Origin of the sequence: Exiguobacterium sp. s39 (assembly GCF_018618925.1) — a bacterium.
In the GTDB taxonomy this organism is placed as follows: domain Bacteria; phylum Bacillota; class Bacilli; order Exiguobacteriales; family Exiguobacteriaceae; genus Exiguobacterium_A; species Exiguobacterium_A abrahamii.
This window is the reverse complement of the sequence record NZ_JACSNA010000001.1, coordinates 684,408-699,760: the sequence shown is the minus strand read 5'-3', so window position 1 is coordinate 699,760 and position 15,353 is coordinate 684,408. Positions and strand designations below refer to the sequence as shown.

The following is a 15,353-nucleotide window of genomic DNA, read 5'->3' as shown; positions in this document are numbered from 1 at the left end:
CCTATCATTTCTGACCGTAGTAGGCGTTTGCTCCGTGTTTGCGCAAGTAGTGTTTATCTAAGATGCTTTGTTTGATGGGTGCTAATCCTGGATTCAGATTCAAGGCATGAATACCCATCTTGGCTACTTCCTCAAGTACGACTGCATTGTGCACGGCTTCATCCGCATGCTTCCCCCAACAAAAAGGTGCATGATTTGCGACCAGCACACCTGGTACAGCAACAGCTTCCAAGTGTAGTTCGTTCAACGTCTCAATGATGACGTTTCCGGTTTCTAGCTCGTACGCCGTCTCGATCTCTTCATCAGATAGTTCACGTGTACACGGAATTTCTCCATAAAAGTAGTCGGCATGTGTCGTTCCGAATGCAGGAATTGCTCGTTTTGCTTGCGCCCAGCTTGTCGCCCAAGGGGAATGCGTATGGACAATGCCTCCGATCTCAGGCAGAGCACGATACAAAGCCAAATGTGTTGGCGTATCAGAAGATGGACGTAGATCACCCTCGACAACATTGCCTTCTAAATCGACTACGACTAAATCATCTATCGTCAAAGCGTCATAGGGGACACCACTCGGTTTGATAACGACTAAACCCGCATTTCGATCAATCCCACTGACGTTTCCCCACGTAAAGGTGACTAAGTCATGCTTTGGCAATGCTAGGTTCGCTTCAAGCACTTCTTCTTTTAATTGACGACTCACCATACAGGTTCTCCCTTCTGACGCGACGCTTCAGCTTTGATTTTCTTTAATCGCTTCATCACATCGTTTTCTCCACGACCGAAATAATCGTATAGTTTCGTATACTCAGCGAACAGCGCCTCATACACTTCAACGTTTTCTGGAATCGGAAGATATGTCTTTTCTTTTACACGTCCCATCTTCGTCGCTGCTTCCATGATGGTGGCATAACCGCCTCGTTCTGCTCCTGCGGCTACGGCACCGAACATGGCAGATCCTAAAGCGGGGGTTTGAGAAGAGGCTGAAATCTTGATTTCCATGTTTAGAACGTCAGCATAAATCTGCATCATCAAGGCATTCTTCTCCGCAATTCCTCCTGCAGCGTATACTTCGTGGACGGGAACACCGCTTGTGCGGAACGCTTCGACAATCGTTCGCGTGCCATAGGCCGTCGCTTCGATCAATGCGCGGTAGATATCTTCTGGTTTTGTCAGTAATGTTGCACCTAGAAGTACACCCGTCAGATTTGTATCCACTAGTGTAGAACGATTTCCGTTCCACCAATCAAGTGCGATCAATCCATGTTCACCGACGCGTTGCATCGTTGCCTTATCGGTCAATAATTGATGCGTACTAACTCCTTGAAGAGTTGCTTCTTGCAAATAGTCACTTGGTACACAGTTTTCGATGAACCATTCAAAATGATCTCCGACACAGGACTGACCAGCTTCGTACCCCATATACCCTGGTAAGACTCCGTCTTCGACGATCCCGCACATACCGGGTACGACCTGCTCCTCTTCACCAAGCAGGATATGACAAGTAGAGGTTCCCATCACCATCAACAACTTACCGGGTTCCGTGATTCCAACGGCAGGTACTGCAACATGCGCATCAACATTTCCTACTGCAACGGCAGTTCCCGGAAGGAGACCGATTCGTTCTGCAAAGGATATCGTTAATTCTCCTGCTTTGGCCCCGATTGGTGCGATGTCATTGGAAAGCTTCTCTTCAACTACGTTCTCAAGTCGTGGATCTAACGCTTTAAAAAACTCATTTGAAGGATAGCCTTCCTGTTTGTGCCAGATCGCTTTATAGCCAGCCGTACAACTATTGCGTACCACTTTTCCAGTCAATTGAGAAACGACCCAATCCGTCGCCTCTAAAATTTCGTGAGCAGCCTCGTAAATGGAGGGTGCTTCGTTTAGAATTTGCCAGACTTTTGGAATCATCCATTCGGATGAGATTTTCCCGCCGTAACGCTTTAAAAAAGGTTCTTCGCGTTCAGTCGCAATACGGTTCAAAGCGTCTGCCTCGTCTTGAGCTGCATGATGCTTCCACAACTTCACATAGCTATGCGGATTATGTTGATACTCTTCATGGAAGCACAACGGATTTAAATCGGCATCGATCGGTAGAATCGTACAAGCTGTAAAATCGATGCCGAGCCCGATGACTTGTTCTTTCGTGATACCTGCCTCTTTGACAACTGCCGGGATCGTCATTTCCAGGACCTCTAAATAATCACGCGGATGTTGGAGTGCCCAGTCATGTTCAAGCCGTGTTTTTCCATCAGGCAAAAATTGATCCATCACTCCATGTGTGTATGGTTTGACTGCAGTCGCCACTTCGTGACCTGTTTCGACGTCAATCAAGACGGCTCTACCTGATTGCGTGCCATAATCAATTCCGATTGTATATTTCGACATTTCATCACCCTACTCCCAAAAAGAATACGCTTACATTTCAGAAGAAAAAATAAAGTGTGTGGGCACTCTCTTGTTTTCATCCGGACAAATAATCAAAATCCATGCAGAAAATTTAAATAAACAATAAATTTGTACGTATAACTTACACTATGATTGTATCAATTATTTAAGAATATGCAATCATTTTTCAGAAAAATACGCATTTTTTGACGTTTTTTTCTATCTATCAGATGATCAACCTTCTTTAATATATTCATTTGTCCGTACAAATGATGGGTTCAACGTCTTTTTGCCCAAACTGCTGTTCCATCCTTACTAAGACCTGTCATGATGATCGTTGATTTCCAATTTTCCCAATCCCATGCTGCACCAACCTGTAACTCGTATGTCTCCTGTCCTATGCGTAATTCAAGGATGCTTCCCTTTAGTTGCCATGAACCCTTCTTACCCAAAAGACTGCCATCCATTTGCAACTTTAGCTTTCTTGATTGTTGCTGACCGTCATCAAAGCGCGGGAAAGCAATGATCTCCCATTCTCCAACGATCTGCTCTTTTTGAACATTGATTTTCTTTTCACCTGCGTATCGTTCGGGCGAAACCACTGGCCATCCATCTTTTGTCCAATACACTTTCCTCACCTGCAATTGCGACCAGTAGATATCTTCACTTGGTCGAGCTTGATGAATAATAAAGGTATCTTTTCCATCCTGTAAAAATGCAGAGTGACCGGTCCCTACATAACCGTCGTCTTCTTCAAAACGGTAGGAGCCTACAATTTTTACACCAGTATCAAAAGATTCATTTGAAGTATCACGTAGATCACGACCACGTGAATCAACGTAAGGTCCATTGATTGATTTCGAGCGCCCAATCCTTACATTATACGAATCTTCTAGCCAACCGTATGAAACCATCAAGTAGTAGTAACCTGTCTTTGCGTTGAAAAGAATTTCTGGGCCTTCAATTCCCATCGTCATATCTTTTCGCTTAGCCAGCAACTCCCCTTCTGATGACTTTTTCATCAGCTTTCCTGTATTCGGATTGATTTCCGTCAAGAAGATACCGCCAAAATAGGAACCATACGTCATCCACCATTTCCCCGTTTTATCTTGGAGCACATGAGGATCAATCGCGTTGACTGATTTTCCATCTCCTTCTTTTGAGGCGATGACGACTCCCTGATCGTGCCATGGACCCTCAATATTTGAAGCGCTCGCCATTCCAATATACGAGGTACGACTCCCGACTTTTGAGACAGAATAGTAAAGGTAGAATGTATCCTTGATCTTCGTAATAGAAGGGGCCCAAAACGTATTTCCTCCTGTCCATTTGAATGCTTCTTGAGAGACTTCGTCAAATACACGTCCTGTAAATTGCCAGTTAATGAGATCTTTTGATTTTCGAATCTGGATGCCCGGTGTCGGTGGACCTCCTACCATATAATCTGTCGAAAACACATAATAGGTATCACCTTCTTTTATGATCGCTCCGTCATGCGCAAAGTTTGTAGTCCATTTCTTTTCCTGATTCAAAATATCAGGTTGTACGTCTGCTACTTCCTTATCGAATGGCGCTTTCGGTAATTCCAAATCTTCGAGAGACGCATTCGTAGACCACCAAAAAAAAGAGCACCCTGCAATGAATAAGACAATGATCCCCATCATCATTTTTTTCATATTGTTTTTTTTCCTCCTTTAATCACAAACACCCGCCTTTACTTAAGACGGGTGTTTCATCTTTTCGTTACAGCTCAACCTTTAACGCCAGAAATGGCAATCGATTCGATGATTTGTTTTTGAAAGATCATGAAGACGATCAGCATTGGTAATAAGGCGACAACAGACGCGGCCATGATTAACGGATAATCACTTTGAATAGCATAGGATGCATTAAAGTTGGCGATGACCAATTGCAGGGTTTGTTTTTCGGGAGAATTGAGATAAAGAATCGGACCGAGATAATCGTTCCAAATCGCCATGAACCATAAAATCAATTGTGCAGCTACAGCGGGCTTGATCAATGGAAAGACGATTTTATAAAAGATTTGAAAATAGGAACAACCGTCAATTTTAGCCGCTTCGATGATAGAATTCGGAATACTGTTCAAGAATTGGCGTAAGAAGAAAATCATGAAGATATTCCCGAACAAACCAGGTACGATCAACGGAAGAAGGGTATCGACCCACCCGATTTCCGAGAACATCATAAACTGCGGAATCATCAGGACAGGATACGGAATCATGACAGATGCGAACAAAAGAAGAAAGATTTTATTTTTTCCTCTGAAATTCAACTTAGCGAACGCGAATGCCGCAAGACTCGAGGTGAACGTTCCAACGATCGTGACAGATAGGGCGACGATCAAACTGTTTGATATACCAGACAACAGCGGACCCATATTCCAAATCTCCATATACTTATTGAACGATATGTCTGTGGGGATCCAAACCGGTGGAAGGGAAAACACTTCATCTTTTGACTTCAGAGAGGTCGATACCATCCACAATAATGGTGCGATCATGACGATTGCACCCATCGTCAGAAAGATGAAGACGAATATATCAGTAATTCGATCTTTTTTCTTCACGGACATCGTCTCTACTTTTTCTTTTTTACGGGTAAGGGCTAACTGCATGGTCATTCTCCTTTCTAAGGTATGAATGTCTCAATCCAAGTCAAATGATGATTTTTCGTTCATACGGAATTGGAACAAGGTAACGATGAAAATGAAAAGACCGAGAACGAGTGCCATCGCTGAAGCATAGCCCAACTGGAAGTTTCCGAAGGACTTTTGCCAAATGTAGAAGACGGCAGAAGCAGAGGAATACTCCGGTCCCCCTGTCGGCGTCATGACGTTGATTTCCGTAAAGATTTGCGCCCCACCAATAATATTTGTCACGATGATGAAGAAGGTGACCGGTTTAACCATTGGGAGCGTAATATACCAAAAGCAGTGCCAGGCATTCGCACCATCTAATTTTGCTGCTTCATAATACGAACGCGGTACACTCTGCAAGGCTGCCAAATACAAGAGCATCGTATAGCCAAGACCTTTCCAAATCGCCATGACGATCAATGCCGGCTTAACGGTATTGGCATTTTGGAGCCAGTTCGGACCATCAATACCAATCAAGTCCAAGAACTGATTCACCAAACCATAATCACCGTTATATGCCCACTGCCACAAAATCGAGACAGCCGCGATGGAAGAGATAACGGGAATGTAATAGATGACGCGGAACGTATTAGTACCAAAAATCCCTCGATTCAACGCGAGGGCAAGGAGAAGTGCTAATACGATGCCAATTGGAATTCCGATCATCATGAACAGCGTGTTGTACATGGCTTTATAAAAATACTCATCTTGAAACACATTAATAAAATTTTCTAGTCCGATGAACTTCATTTGTCCGAGTCCGTTCCAGTTCGTGAATGCACCATAGAAGGAATACATTAACGGAATTAACGCAAATAGAAAGAACCCAATCACCGGAGCCGCAACGAATAGATAGGCATACCGTTGTTCCGTACGATATAACTTGGGAATCGGTTTTGTCTTCATTGTCTTCCATCCTTTCTACGCTAGAGATTCAGGTGGCGACTTACGCCACCTAAATCATCATCTCTAGTTAGTTCGCCTGTTTCTCTTGTGCGATGGCATCATCTAGCAACTTTTGCATTTTCGGTTGCTCTTTTTTTACATAGTCTTCAACTGATGTTTTTCCATCGAGTACAGGCTGGATGTTTTTGAAGAACTCGTCATACCATTCAGCAGTATACGTTTTTTCTGCCGGGAGACCACGTCCATAATCATTAATCAAATCAAGGAATTCCTGTTTGTTGGCAGGCTTGATTGATGTGTCCTCCACCCAAGTTTTTGCGATTTCCATGCTGTTTGGTAATTGAACTTGCGCATCCACTAAAGCTTGTTGCCCTTCTTGGTTAGCAGATAAGTACATGGCCAGTTCTGTTGCTTCTTTTTGATGTTGCGTCGTTGATCCTACACCAATCCCGAGTGAGCCGACCCACCCTGCTGGTTTACCTGTTGATCCCGCTGGCCACGGAAGAAGGTCATACTCAAACTTCAATTGATCTTTAAAAGCTGCCATATCCCAAGGACCAACAGGGAAAAACGCAAGTTGTCCTTTCATCCAGCGTTGATAGGTATCGAGTGTTTGTGATTCTCCGATTGATGGAGTGATTTTATGCTTTAGTTGCTGGTCTACGAAAAATTGGAGAGCTTCGATGAATTTTGGATCGTCAATCGTTACTTTCGTTCCCTCTTCGTTGATCCAATCTGCTCCGTTGCTCCAAACGAACGGTTGCAATGCCCAGTTCACATTAAATCCTGTACCGTACTGATCCATTTTTCCATCGCCATTCGTATCTTTCGTTAACTTTTTAGCTACTTGAATGAATTCGTCCCATGTGTACGGTTTGTCCTTATCCGGAAGCGGTACCTTCGCTTTCTCGAACATCGTTTTATTATAGCCAAGCGCAAATGGTCCTAAATCTTTGGGTAAACCATATATAGCCCCTTTGCCAAGTACCTTTCCATCATAGCGGTACTTATCGACCCCTTTTTTCCAGATGTCTTCTAACTGGATGTCTTTCGATCCTTCGACGTTCTTTGTAATATCTAGTAGTACACCTGAGTTCACGTAAGCTTTGACTTGAGCCGGATTGTAAAAGAAGACATCTGGCACTTTCCGTCCTGCAATTGCAGATTTTAATTTCGTATCATATTGATCTGGAGCTGTTTGTACCATTGTCACTTTAACGTCTTTATTGGCTTCTTCAAATCGTTTTACTGTTGCTTTGTACGCTTTTAATTCTTCAGGATTCCCGCGAAACATGAATGTGAGTTCGACTTTCCCGTCAGCACTTTTGCCATCTCCCGAACAACCAGCTAATGCTATCGATGTAGTCATCAAGGCAGTCATGGTTAGCGCAAACATTTTCTTTGATTTAATGTTCATTGTGAATTCCTCCATTGATTTAGTTTTCAGTGTCAAAGCGGAATTAAGATGTACGTACATATTTATTTAAGTAAAAACAATGTTTTTTACAGCGAAGCCCACACAACGCTATAAGAAAGACAATTAAAACAAGTTAAATGAACAATGAAAGCGTTTTCTGAACAATTTGAGTCTATTACACACATTCGGACATGTCAATTCGATTTTTTGTCATTTATTTCTTTTTTGTACGTACATTTAATTAGTATATCTATTGATTTTCTCTTAAATCCATAGCAAACCGGACAAATATTTGCTAATATGTAAGTACTATCACATCTTGTACGGATAAGTTTGCTGTTACAAGAGAGAAAGCAGGGACGCCTCATGGCACAACGGACAAAATATAGTATTGTTAAAGATCATATTCTCGATTGGATTAAAGATGGCACAGTACGTCCGGGCGAAAAAATTCCTCCTGAAAGTGAGCTTGTACAATCCTTTAAAGTTAGTCGCCACACGATTCGTCAAGCAGTTGGAGAACTTGTAAATGAAGGATACCTGTACCGCGAACAAGGATCAGGAACTTACTGCTCCCAAGTACTTCCTACACTAGAAGCTGAGATAACTGAACGTGCTAATAATGGAAAAAACATCGGTGTCATTACAACGTATATGTCTGATTACATCTTTCCATCTATCATTCGAGGAATTGAATCGCATTTAGCTTCAAAAGGGTACACGCTGACACTTTCGTGCACAAACAATGATGTAGACAAAGAACGTCAATGCCTCGAAATGATGTTAGATCGTCAAATTGATGGATTAATTGTTGAACCCACGAAAAGTAGTAACTATAATCCGAACATCAAATACTATCTAGAACTTGAGCAGCAAAACATTCCCTATTTGATGATCAACCAATATTACTCTCAACTAATGCCTCCTCATCTTATGATGGATGACGAAAGAGGTGGATTTTTAGCAGCGGAACATCTAATCAACCTTGGTCATGAACGGATCATAGGCTTGTTTAAGACGGATGATTTACAGGGTGTTTATCGAATGCGTGGATTCCTTCGTGCGTTTCGTGAATACAACATTCCTTTAGAGCCAGAATTAATCATTACCTATACAACGGAAGAGTTAATTCCAAGTTTTTATGATTCGATTGGACGTCTCTTTGAAAATGGAAAGCATCGACCAAGTGCTGTGGTTTGTTACAATGATCAATTGGCATTAAGTGTCTTGGATCAGTTACGGAAGCTACATCTATCTGTTCCTCGAGATGTCTCTCTCGTGGGTTATGATGATTCCGTACTTGCAGTGGCAACGGAAGTGAAATTGACTTCGATCATTCACCCGAAACAAGAACTTGGACGCGCTGCAGCAGAACGGATTATTGCAGCGGTGGAAAAAAAAGAAGCCCCTCCATCTCACATTTATGAACCGGAATTAATTATTCGTAACTCAACAGCACCATTCAATCGTCTCGAATCTAAATCTAGTTAATTTTTGAGCAGAACTTCGGGGGAGGTACTTATGAACTTAAGACATGAACAAAACAAACTATTCCAGCTACTTGAATTCACTACTGGACTCGTACAGTTGAACTTCATTTTTTTTATCACCCTTTTACCAGTCATCACGATTTTCCCAGCTCTTTATGCACTAACTGCCGTCACAAGACAGTGGTCAGTTCATCAAGATTACAGTGTTTTTCGAGCCTACATTCGTTTTTTTAAAGAAGCGATGCAATCCCATTTTAAATTCGGCATTTTGTGGACCTTCATCTTACTGTTTTTACTTTTTGATTTTTTAATCATTCGTCACTTAGAGACAGGACAGACCTTCTTATTTACGAGTCTTTCAATCGTCAGTCTGTTCTTCTTGGCTATTTCCGTTTTCTTATTTCCGATTCTCTCGCATTACGACTTGAAAAAAAGGGATGCCCTTAAGCTAGCCCTTTTTAGTCTAGTACGCTATGGATACATTTTATTGTTTTCATTTCTTCTACTAGCAACATTGAGTGTCTTAACATATCAATCACCACTTTATTTACTGTTCGGCTTTTCATTTGTTATTTTTCTTACTACCAAACTGTACTTGCATCAATTGGATCGCGTGATGCTTGAATCTTAATCGTTGTTGACAAGGTATATAAATGAAGACAAGCAATTACTTCGGTATAAATCTCATTTTAATCGTGAGCTTCTTATTAAGTTCTAGGTTACCAAAGGGACGATCCGAGAACGTGTTGAACGGATGCAAATATCGTCACGGTAACGGCATTTAACGTTCCATTGTTTGAGAAACTGAAATGTGTTAAGAGAAAGACCGGGTTGCTCTATATAGCGCTTCTTTTCTTCCGAATCTCCCCATAAGATACTCGTATCAGGATAGTGAGTACAGATACATTCACTTACAGATAGAATGGATTCTGGAACAACCGTCCTATTCAAGTACTCTTTTCGGGAGGTTGGCAGAAGGAGAAAATATCCTGCAGAGAGGTAGTTCATGATTTGGCTCCTTACCAGGAAAAATACGTTCCATGAATATATGTAGTGATCTATATACGATAGATTGAGTACAAAAGAAATGAAAATATGGATAAAGAACAAAAGAGTAAAAATCATTCTTCATCAAACGCGTTCAGGAGCGCGTTTTGCATGAATAGTTCACGTCAAAGAGACGGGAGCCCTATTCTGCCTCATATATCCCTTCTCTGAAGTCATACACTTGACTCCATACCTTAATTTTTGTGCCATTGATTGTCACTGTATCCTTCGTCCACTTCACTTCTTTTATTTCGCGACAAGGATATTCCCAGTACATTCTACGCTTTTCTCCGTCCTTGTTCTCCATGATGCCAAGCATAGCAAAATCTACTGTCGCCCCACCATTTGCGCGGTAAAAACGAATCGTATACGCCTGATCGGGCGAAATACTTTTCGAGATATACTCTTCTTTTGGAACCATACTGATATCTTCGACAAATATGAAACGATAGACATACCACGCTACGTATAACGCAAGACATGTACCTAGTATAATTCCTAATATTTTCAGTTTCTTAATCACTTCTTAATCCCTCATTTTTACTTTATTAGCGCGACTCCTCAATCGTTCAATCAATCGCCCCAAAAACAAATCAACGCGTTCTGATAGACAGACGCGATGCACATCCGCTTCAACAATTCTAAAAATTGATGTAGTTCCATGATTCGTTTATCTGACTGATGTATCATCCACGGCTCATTCGCATTATGATTCGCTTGATTCATTATCCACGCTTCCTTTGGTATACAATATCGTTGAATAAGCAGCTCGCAAATTCCGATTAACTCGTTCACTTCTCTTGCTTAGAACAACTTATCGCCGTAAGGATCGAGATTAATTAAGAGATCGCAACGATTAGATATCCTTGCGAAGTCTTCTTTCAAAAAGCGTTGGACGTTACTCGGATACCAGAGAATCTCTTTTTCATTTTCTGGCATTTCTTTTAAACTTGTACTAATTCCAAACATGATGTCCTCCCTTTTATCATCAGACCGGATGTCAATCATAGTAGTCGATGCCGTCTCCTTTCGGAAGAAACGCTTTTACCTTGTCTTCAGTATCAAAACAAGCTTCATTCGAAAACAGGTAATAGCCCATGAAATCATGCTCCATCGTGATGAATGACATCTCTTTTGTCGCACGAATGACAGGAACGATACGTTCTTTTTTGAAAAACCATCCTTTGACCATTTTCCGTTCAAACGTCAGGAGATTCGTAAAGGATAGGAAGTAAAAATCATTCACAGCTGCATACCAATACGTTTCGTCCAGCAGACGCTCAAGTTCGCTTATATAGTTTACCTGAACGCTATAATAAGGACTGCTCTTATCTGGTTGAACCTTTGTATAGCATAGGTTTTCCTTCTGAAAAAATGGTTCCACCTCTTCATTGGTAAAACCACCGCCGAACGTAACGAATAGTGGAAAGCGATTCAGACGCGTCAAAAAATGCTTCAGTACTTCATTGGAGTCATTTTGATAGTCACGTTTCTCGTCATTCGGAATACATCCCATCGAATAAATCGACTTAACAGCACCTGGTGGATCAATATCGAGATAGTGGTCTTTGACCACTTTTGCATGATTCGTATGTTCATCGAGATAGATATATAACATAAAAATTCCTCCACGTATTCTGCTAGATCCATCTACATAATTCAACTGCTTGTTTCATCAATAGAATTCAATGGTACCATCGTCAGGAAAGATGGCTTTCACCTTGTCCTCGGTATTAAAACAGGCTTCATTCGAAAACAGATAATAGCCCATGAAATCATGCTCCATCGTGATGAACGACATCTCTTTCGTCGCACGAATGACGGGAACGGTACGTTCTTTTTTGAAAAACCATCCTTTGACCATTCTCAGCTCAAACGTCAAGAGATTCGTAAACGATATAAAGAAGTTTTCGTTCACAGCCCCATACCAATAGGTCTCATCTAGCAACAGCTCAAGTTCGCTCGCATCATGCACCTGAACGCTATAGTATAAGTTCTTATTTGGTCGAACCTTTGTATACGATAGATCGTGCTTTTGAAAAAACGGCTCGACCTCCTCGTCCGTAAAACCTCCACCGAACGTGACGAAAATCGGGTAGCGATTGAGACGCGTCAAAAATTGTTTTAAGACTTGATTTGAATCGCCTTGATAGTCTCTTTTAGTTTCCATATCCGGTAGACAACCCATTGAATAGATGAAGTCGATACGTTCTGGTCGATCAACGTACAAGTATCTATCCTTAAACACTTGTGCGTGATTCATATGCTTCTCAAAATAGACATATAACACGATTCCACTCCTCCCTCAATCACTTTATTACCGCTCGATTTCATCTTCTGGAAACAGTGCTTCTATTCGATTACTGGCACTACTCTCTTTTTTTAATTAACCACCGTCTTACTTTTGTCATTTCAAACTTCAAAGTGAACCTTTTAAACCAAAGCCGCTATGAATCAGCGGCTTCTTAGTTTTCACTCTGTTTCGTGATTAAAATATGCGTTCTTTCAGGAATCTCAATGTCTTCTAACTGATCAAGTGCCAATGATAACGTCATACTTTTCACTTGCGGATCGGACTCTTCCCCAATCCAACAGGTATACAATTCAAACGATTCGCCCTCGTCTAAGAAGTCACTCATGAGCGTAAACAAATAACGCAGCTTTTCTTTCGATTCCAGTGCAATTTCGGAATCAAAAGGTTCAACGATCTCGATGCCCCAGTGACTCGAAATTTCATATACATACCATTTATGAAAATGCCTCGTTTTTACTTCATATAGACAGTCTTTATCCGCAAAACAGGGGCCGATGTATAAGGGAAGGGTTTCATCTTCTTCATCCAAATTGAGATACTGATCAGGAATTTGTCTCTCCATACAGATATATGACGCTAAGCTCATTGTGTTTCCTCCTTATGTGTGAAGTTTTCATTGTTTCTTGAAAGACGTCTCTCGATCGTCTGCCTTTCCAAAATGCGCAATCTTTCCATTCGTACAAAAGTGATCGAGCATGCCAAATCGATCCATCGCATCGCGAGTAATAATGAAGTTATACGCCATCAATAACGAGAATTCAGACATAAAGTCCTCAAGCGTTTGACGCGCGGGACGTGCATATTTCGAAAATAATCCTGACGTGACTTCTCTTCGATTCAGCAAATGCAATAAATGTTCTTCAAATACCGTTTGCCAATTGGTATCGTGCAATGTCATCACGTGAATCGAATCATCATTATCTAAGACACCTCGACCACAAAAGACAACTTCGACCGGAAACGTGGCGTGTGGTAAAATCGCATCAAAAAAGTTCTCATATTCTGTCCCTGCGTCATCGAGCTCCTCATATGCGACTCCATACATCGAGACACAATCGTTTGTGACCCGGACGATTCCTTGTCCTTGTTTTTGGACGATGAGTGTCACCTCTGCTTCAGTTGCCATTTCTTGCTGTTCGATGACAAGATGTTCGAGAAATCTGTCAAGCTGCGCGGCGTCCGTCATGATGAAGTGGGAACGAACCGTCCAATCCGATAAATCATGAATATTTGGATTCTGCTTGAGTGGTCGTTCTAGTAACTTCACTTCAAACGGATACGAATGCTGACTCACCTGAAGACGGATGAGGTCTTGCCAATCGTCACGTGGTAGCAGTTCCCGGAAAACATCAATCCATTCGTCTCGTTGAAATCGCATCCTATTCTTACTTTTCATCTTTAATCCGACCTTCTAGTTTGCTATAGAGGTAGCCAACAATATGTTCATGCGTCGTCCGTTCTTCGAGATCATCATTGTCGATTAATTCATTGATTGCCTCCGAGATGATCTGCCATAATGCTGTTTCTTGATACTCGTCGTATGGTGTTCTCACTTCCTGTCCCCCTTTTATCCTCTTCTGATTTCATTCATAAAAATGTCTGTCCCTTGGAACGCAGAGATCATATCTTCTCCAAACAACGTGATACTTCCCTCCCACGGATGACCGAGATATCCCCAGCGAAAATCTCGGGCGATGAAAAAGGAGTAATCGCCATCTGGAACGGCTGGAATCATCCAGTCTCCTTCTTCATTTTGAAGAAACGGACGTCTTGGGTCGATCCAGTATCCTTGATGATTCCAATCAAGAGCCATGACGCGTTCTCCTTCAACAGTCATCTCAGTCAGAATACGTCCTAGCTCCCGCTCGATCTCTTCTCGTTTCTCGTAATCCACTTCATATGTTATGAACGGACTTGGGGCATGGTATGATGGGAAAACCGTCGTACTAGGCGAGAATTGAAATTGTTGATCAATGACGTGCCATACCTTCTCGTCCTCGGCTTGCGTCATCGGAATCCAGCTCCATGGTTTCCCTTCACCAATCAGATCGAACGTCATTCCTTCAGGATAGAGAACGGTGTACGCTTCTCCTTCTGATACCGCGATGATCGGTTCGCCTCGTACATTGTGTTCCTTCATCCCTTCAAAGATCAGAGAAACAGCTGCCTCGACATCAAGGACGTAGTAAAAGATATTCGTCGTATCACTACCGATATCTCCCCCTTCACAGTAGCCGTTTCCTGTATGAAGCAGACCTTCATCGATCATCTCCTCCATCATATGACGACGCTCGAGCGCCGCTTTTTCCTGACCTTTCTCATATGAAAACTGGACAACCAGTTCCGTATAATCGATCTCGTTCAGCTCACGATAGCCTTGACGTTCTAACTCCTCGACCAGCTGTAAAATTTGTACACCCAATCGTTTGAAGCGAGAGGCGCGCATCTGTTTTACGTCTTCTTCTCTCACCCATGCTCCAACGATTCCTTCGTGCTGCACGATGATTCGTCCCTCGGTATAGATTGTTTGGTAGAGCATAACGGAGCCGATTTGTTTTGTCAGTTGGATCATGAGTGGTTTCGCTCCCTTCCATCACAATACGTTTACATCTGCTAGTACGAATAACGTCCTATTCTGACCATACCGACAAACGAGTGCGAGGATCATTGTCATCGGTCACCCATTCGATTCCGGTATATCCACGTCTCACGGCGTTCTCATAAAATGCTTCGGATACGTGCTGCTCCTTACAATAGATATCGACGTACGTACAGTCATATACCAAAATCGCGATGTGACAATTGCTTTTCTGAAACCACTCATACGTCATTCCTACTTCTTCAGTCTGACCACTTTGAAATGCAAATAATTCAGCAAAGATCAGGTAATTGCTAGGTCCCCTTAGCCATTTCGCTAGTTCACGTCCTGTCACGTTCTGATCGACCGAAAACTCTTTTAAACTGTCATACAACTCCCCGTCCATGGTTTGGATTGGAAAATCAAAATTACGAAGAAACCAATCATACTCTTTCATTTCAATCGCACTTAATATGTCGATCAAGATACGCCCCGGTTCATTCGGGATTTCAAATGACACACCACGCAGACTCATCGAATCCCCTCTTTCTACCTTG

At 42.1% G+C, this 15,353-nt stretch carries 18 protein-coding genes; 2 read left to right on the top strand and 16 right to left on the bottom strand.

Annotated elements, in window-relative coordinates:
• Nucleotides 1-4: 4 nt before the first annotated feature.
• The 6 genes from araD to KNQ11_RS03580 form a co-directional block, all read right to left on the bottom strand.
• Nucleotides 5-703, bottom strand: coding sequence for an L-ribulose-5-phosphate 4-epimerase (gene araD, locus KNQ11_RS03605; RefSeq protein WP_047395665.1), 699 nt, complete (start codon nucleotides 701-703; stop codon nucleotides 5-7).
• Nucleotides 697-2,388 (bottom strand): ribulokinase, encoded by a 1,692-nt coding sequence (gene araB / locus KNQ11_RS03600; RefSeq protein WP_214769657.1) that lies wholly within the window; start codon nucleotides 2,386-2,388, stop codon nucleotides 697-699. Before araB ends, araD begins: the two co-directional genes overlap by 7 nt.
• A 278-nt stretch (nucleotides 2,389-2,666) precedes the next feature.
• The gene (locus KNQ11_RS03595) at nucleotides 2,667-4,064 is read right to left on the bottom strand and encodes an arabinan endo-1,5-alpha-L-arabinosidase (RefSeq protein ID WP_047395672.1); all 1,398 of its coding nucleotides are present in this window, start codon (nucleotides 4,062-4,064) and stop codon (nucleotides 2,667-2,669) included.
• Nucleotides 4,065-4,138: 74 nt separating this feature from the next.
• Entirely contained in the window at nucleotides 4,139-4,981 is an 843-nt protein-coding gene (locus KNQ11_RS03590; protein ID WP_082478680.1) for a carbohydrate ABC transporter permease, read from the bottom strand.
• Nucleotides 4,982-5,053: 72 nt separating this feature from the next.
• The gene (locus KNQ11_RS03585; protein ID WP_035408306.1) at nucleotides 5,054-5,950 is read right to left on the bottom strand and encodes a carbohydrate ABC transporter permease; all 897 of its coding nucleotides are present in this window, start codon (nucleotides 5,948-5,950) and stop codon (nucleotides 5,054-5,056) included.
• A 67-nt stretch (nucleotides 5,951-6,017) separates the two neighbouring features.
• On the bottom strand, nucleotides 6,018-7,361 hold the full coding sequence (locus tag KNQ11_RS03580) for an ABC transporter substrate-binding protein (RefSeq protein ID WP_156358989.1): 1,344 nt from the start codon (nucleotides 7,359-7,361) through the stop codon (nucleotides 6,018-6,020).
• A 372-nt stretch (nucleotides 7,362-7,733) separates the two neighbouring features.
• Between KNQ11_RS03580 and KNQ11_RS03575 the strand changes: the two genes are divergently transcribed.
• Together KNQ11_RS03575 and KNQ11_RS03570 are read left to right on the top strand one after the other, a co-directional pair.
• Nucleotides 7,734-8,858 (top strand): GntR family transcriptional regulator, encoded by a 1,125-nt coding sequence (locus KNQ11_RS03575; protein WP_047395681.1) that lies wholly within the window; start codon nucleotides 7,734-7,736, stop codon nucleotides 8,856-8,858.
• A gap of 30 nt (nucleotides 8,859-8,888) precedes the next feature.
• Nucleotides 8,889-9,488 carry a DUF624 domain-containing protein gene (locus tag KNQ11_RS03570; protein ID WP_035408312.1) on the top strand — a complete coding sequence of 200 codons (600 nt, stop codon included), beginning with the start codon at nucleotides 8,889-8,891 and terminating at the stop codon, nucleotides 9,486-9,488.
• A 558-nt stretch (nucleotides 9,489-10,046) separates the two neighbouring features.
• On the opposite strand, the gene KNQ11_RS03565 is transcribed toward KNQ11_RS03570, so the two are convergent.
• The 10 genes from KNQ11_RS03565 to KNQ11_RS03520 form a co-directional block, all read right to left on the bottom strand.
• Complete coding sequence (locus tag KNQ11_RS03565) at nucleotides 10,047-10,427, bottom strand: DUF5412 family protein (protein ID WP_035408315.1); 381 nt, start codon at nucleotides 10,425-10,427, stop codon at nucleotides 10,047-10,049.
• A 50-nt stretch (nucleotides 10,428-10,477) separates the two neighbouring features.
• Nucleotides 10,478-10,630: a hypothetical protein gene (locus KNQ11_RS03560; protein ID WP_214769655.1), complete on the bottom strand. Its 153-nt coding sequence runs from the start codon at nucleotides 10,628-10,630 to the stop codon at nucleotides 10,478-10,480.
• Nucleotides 10,631-10,708: 78 nt separating this feature from the next.
• The gene (locus tag KNQ11_RS03555; RefSeq protein WP_214769652.1) at nucleotides 10,709-10,873 is read right to left on the bottom strand and encodes a hypothetical protein; all 165 of its coding nucleotides are present in this window, start codon (nucleotides 10,871-10,873) and stop codon (nucleotides 10,709-10,711) included.
• A gap of 31 nt (nucleotides 10,874-10,904) precedes the next feature.
• The gene (locus KNQ11_RS03550; protein WP_214769650.1) at nucleotides 10,905-11,522 is read right to left on the bottom strand and encodes a hypothetical protein; all 618 of its coding nucleotides are present in this window, start codon (nucleotides 11,520-11,522) and stop codon (nucleotides 10,905-10,907) included.
• A 57-nt stretch (nucleotides 11,523-11,579) separates the two neighbouring features.
• Nucleotides 11,580-12,194, bottom strand: coding sequence for a hypothetical protein (locus KNQ11_RS03545; protein WP_214769648.1), 615 nt, complete (start codon nucleotides 12,192-12,194; stop codon nucleotides 11,580-11,582).
• 175 nt (nucleotides 12,195-12,369) lie between these two features.
• On the bottom strand, nucleotides 12,370-12,780 hold the full coding sequence (locus KNQ11_RS03540; protein ID WP_251139621.1) for a hypothetical protein: 411 nt from the start codon (nucleotides 12,778-12,780) through the stop codon (nucleotides 12,370-12,372).
• 51 nt (nucleotides 12,781-12,831) lie between these two features.
• Nucleotides 12,832-13,596 carry a hypothetical protein gene (locus KNQ11_RS03535; protein WP_214769644.1) on the bottom strand — a complete coding sequence of 255 codons (765 nt, stop codon included), beginning with the start codon at nucleotides 13,594-13,596 and terminating at the stop codon, nucleotides 12,832-12,834.
• Nucleotides 13,597-13,603: 7 nt separating this feature from the next.
• Entirely contained in the window at nucleotides 13,604-13,771 is a 168-nt protein-coding gene (locus KNQ11_RS03530) for a hypothetical protein (RefSeq protein ID WP_214769642.1), read from the bottom strand.
• 14 nt (nucleotides 13,772-13,785) lie between these two features.
• Nucleotides 13,786-14,790, bottom strand: a complete 1,005-nt coding sequence (locus tag KNQ11_RS16715) for a DUF2716 domain-containing protein (RefSeq protein ID WP_251139620.1) — start codon at nucleotides 14,788-14,790, stop codon at nucleotides 13,786-13,788.
• Nucleotides 14,791-14,848: 58 nt separating this feature from the next.
• Complete coding sequence (locus KNQ11_RS03520; protein WP_214769640.1) at nucleotides 14,849-15,331, bottom strand: DUF2691 family protein; 483 nt, start codon at nucleotides 15,329-15,331, stop codon at nucleotides 14,849-14,851.
• Between the last annotated feature and the right edge of the window lie 22 nt (nucleotides 15,332-15,353).